This window comes from Microbacterium sp. H6, from assembly GCF_003314775.1.
GTDB classification, from domain to species: Bacteria; Actinomycetota; Actinomycetes; order Actinomycetales; family Microbacteriaceae; genus Microbacterium; species Microbacterium oxydans.
The window spans coordinates 810-3,697 of the sequence record NZ_QOAY01000001.1; the positions used below are offsets into that span (position 1 = coordinate 810).

At 69.1% G+C, this 2,888-nt stretch carries 1 protein-coding gene and 1 pseudogene; both read right to left on the bottom strand.

The features are described from left to right. A pseudogene (locus DSP71_RS22800) lies at positions 1-251 on the bottom strand (DNA polymerase III subunit gamma and tau); the annotation flags it as partial. A 45-nt stretch (positions 252-296) separates the two neighbouring features. Beyond that, a complete protein-coding gene (locus tag DSP71_RS00010) occupies positions 297-2,804 on the bottom strand; it encodes a glycoside hydrolase family 65 protein (protein WP_046747903.1) in 2,508 nt (835 codons plus the stop codon). Between the last annotated feature and the right edge of the window lie 84 nt (positions 2,805-2,888).

The window sequence follows — 2,888 nt, forward strand, 5'->3', positions numbered from 1 at the left end:
GCGCGCGACAGCTCGACGCAGCTCGGGCACACTCCGCAGGGCACGTCGGTAGGCCCCTCGGCGCAGTTCAGGCACCGCGCCAGGATGCGCGCAGACGTCGTCTTCCCGCACCCGCGAGGACCGGAGAACAGGTAGGCGTGGCCGACCCGGTCGCCTCGCAGCGCCGTCATCAGCGGATCGGTCACCTGGGACTGCCCGATCATCTCGCCGAATGCTTCGGGGCGGTAGCGGCGGTAGAGGGCTGTGGTCACCACAACAGCCTACGGCGTGCCACCGACCTTCGGCGGGCCGAGCGGTCAGTCGATCGGTTCGATCACCGGGATCGCCGTGGTGATCACGGGAACGGACGCCGACATGCGCGTCCCGTCCTCGCGTCGGGCGTCGGCGAACTGCCGGAGGGTCGGCCGTCCGGGGATCAGCGGACCCTGATCGGCGAGCGGCACGACGACCTCATCCTCCACCGTCGCGATGTAGGCCGTGTCCCGCACGCTGAAGGGCACGGGCGGCCCGTTGCGCACTTCCACGCGGAGCTCGTCCTTCGTCACCGTCACCCTCAAGGTCGACCCCTGCCACTGCAGCGGGAACGACAGCGACGGCCATCCGGCAGGGAGCCTCGGGTCGAAGCTGAGGTCGCCGGCATAGTCGCGCATACCGCCGAAACCGCACACCAGCGCTGTCCACACCCCGCCCGCCGACGCCACGTGCACGCCGTCAGCCGCGTTGTGGTGCAGGTCGTGCAGGTCGACGAACAGCGACTGCTCGAAGTACTTCTGCGCGAGGTCCTGGTACCCCACCTCGGCCGCCAGGATCGACTGCACGACGGCCGACAGCGTCGAGTCGCCGGTGGTCAGCGGGTCGTAGTAGTCGAAGTCGGCCTTCTTCTCCTCCGGCGTGAAGTGATTGCCCTGCAGGAACAGCGCGAGCACGACATCCGCCTGCTTGAGCACCTGGAACCGGTAGATCACCAGAGGGTGGAAGTGCAGCAGGAGCGGACGCTGTTCGGCCGGGGTGTTGGCGAGGTCCCAGACCTCGCGCTCGAGGAACAGCGAGTCCTGCGGGTGGATGCCGAGCCCCTCGCTGTAGGGGATGTACATCGCCTCGGCCGCGCGGTCCCAGGCCTCGGCCTCTCCTGGTCCGAGTCCCGTGCGATCGACGAGCTTCACGTAGTCCTCGGGATAGCTCTCGCGGATCTCGCGCACGACCTTGGCCGCGTAGCGGAGGTTGTAGCGCGCCATGACGTTCGTGTACAGGTTGTCGTTGACGACCGTCGTGTACTCGTCAGGGCCGGTGACGCCATGGATGTGGAACGTGTCGATCCCGTCGCCCGCCCCGGTCTCCTCGACCAGACGCGAAGCACGCCAGAACCCGAGCGTCGCCCACAGCCGCGCGGTCTCGATCGCGATGTCCGCGCCCTCGCGGCGCAGGAACTCCTCGTCCCCGGTGGCACGCACGTACTTGCCGAGCGCGAAGCTGATGTCGGCGTTGATGTGGTACTGCGCGGTGCCGGCGGCGTAGTAGGCGGAGGCCTCCTCGCCGTTGATCGTGCGCCACGGGAACAGGGCTCCCGCCTCGTTGAGCTGGGCCGCCCTGCGCCGTGCGGCCGGCAGCATCCCCACCCGTGCGCGGAGGGCGTTGTAGGCCCACCGGGGCGACGTGTAGGTGAGGAAGGGGAGCACGTAGATCTCGGTGTCCCAGAAGTAGTGGCCGCTGTATCCCGAACCCGAGACGCCCTTGGCCGGCACTCCGGCGCCGTCGGCGCGCGCCGATGCCTGAGCGAGCTGGAAGAGGCACCAGCGGGTGGCCTGCTGCAGGTCGTCCCTTCCTCCGATCTGCACGTCGCTGCGGTCCCAGAACGCGTCCAGCCACTCCCTCTGACGACGGAACACCGTCTCGACGCCCTCGTCCGCAGCCCGATCGAGCGTGCGCCGGCACCGGTCGACCAGCTCCCTCGGGGGCACGCCACGCGACGTGTGGTAGCTGACGAGCTTGGTCACGGTGATCGGCACACCGGCCTTCGCCTGCACGCGGAAGACGTTCTTCGCGATGTCGGGCTCGACGAGCGTGCGGGCGTTGAACTCGTTCTCGGTCTCCACCACGTGGTCGGCGACCACCGCGACCGTCATCCCCGAATCGGCGACGCGGTAGGAGAGCGCAGAGCGCAGCCCGTCCTGCCAGTGCTCGGCGGGCTCCAGCACGCGATCGGCGATCTTCTCGGCCTTGCGGGGGTCGAACGCCGCGGCCTTGGTGCCGATCGGCGTACCGGCGTAGACACCGGCGCCGTCCTGCCTGTTCAGCAGCTGGCAGCTGATCGTGACCGGCGCATCCGCGTTCTCGACCACCACCTCGAGTCGCAGTACCGCGAGGTGGCGCTCCTCGAAGCTCACGATCCGCTCGTCACGCATCCGCACCCGCTTGCCCGACGGCGTCTCCCACACGACGAAGCGCTCGAGCACGCCGGTGCGCAGGTCGAGGGTGCGACGGTACTCGCGCACGTCGGCGTCGTCGAGCGAGATCGGCTCGTCGTCGACGTACACCCGCATGACCTTGGCATCCGGTGCGTTGACGATCGTCTGCCCGACCTCGGCGAAGCCGTAGGCCTGTTCGGCATGGCGGATCGGCCACGTCTCGTGCAGCCCGTTGATGAAGGTGCCGTGCTCCTGGGCGCCGCGACCCTCGATGTGGTTGCCGCGCAGACCCAGGTAGCCGTTGCCGACCGAGAACAGCGTCTCGCCGACGCCTTCCTCCGAGTAATGCGTGTCGATCAGACGCCACGGGTCGACGGGGAAGCGGTCGCGATCGATCATGCGGACTCCGGGGTCTCGGTGCGGGAGGCGGGAAGGAAGACGGCGAGGTCGTCGACGACGACGGTCGCACCGGCGGCCCGGAGG

What these genes read in the sequence shown, in the direction of transcription:
- DSP71_RS00010 (WP_046747903.1), bottom strand. Translation starts at nt 2,804, where the DNA reads ATGATCGATCGCGACCGCTTCCCCGTCGACCCGTGGCGTCTGATCGAC.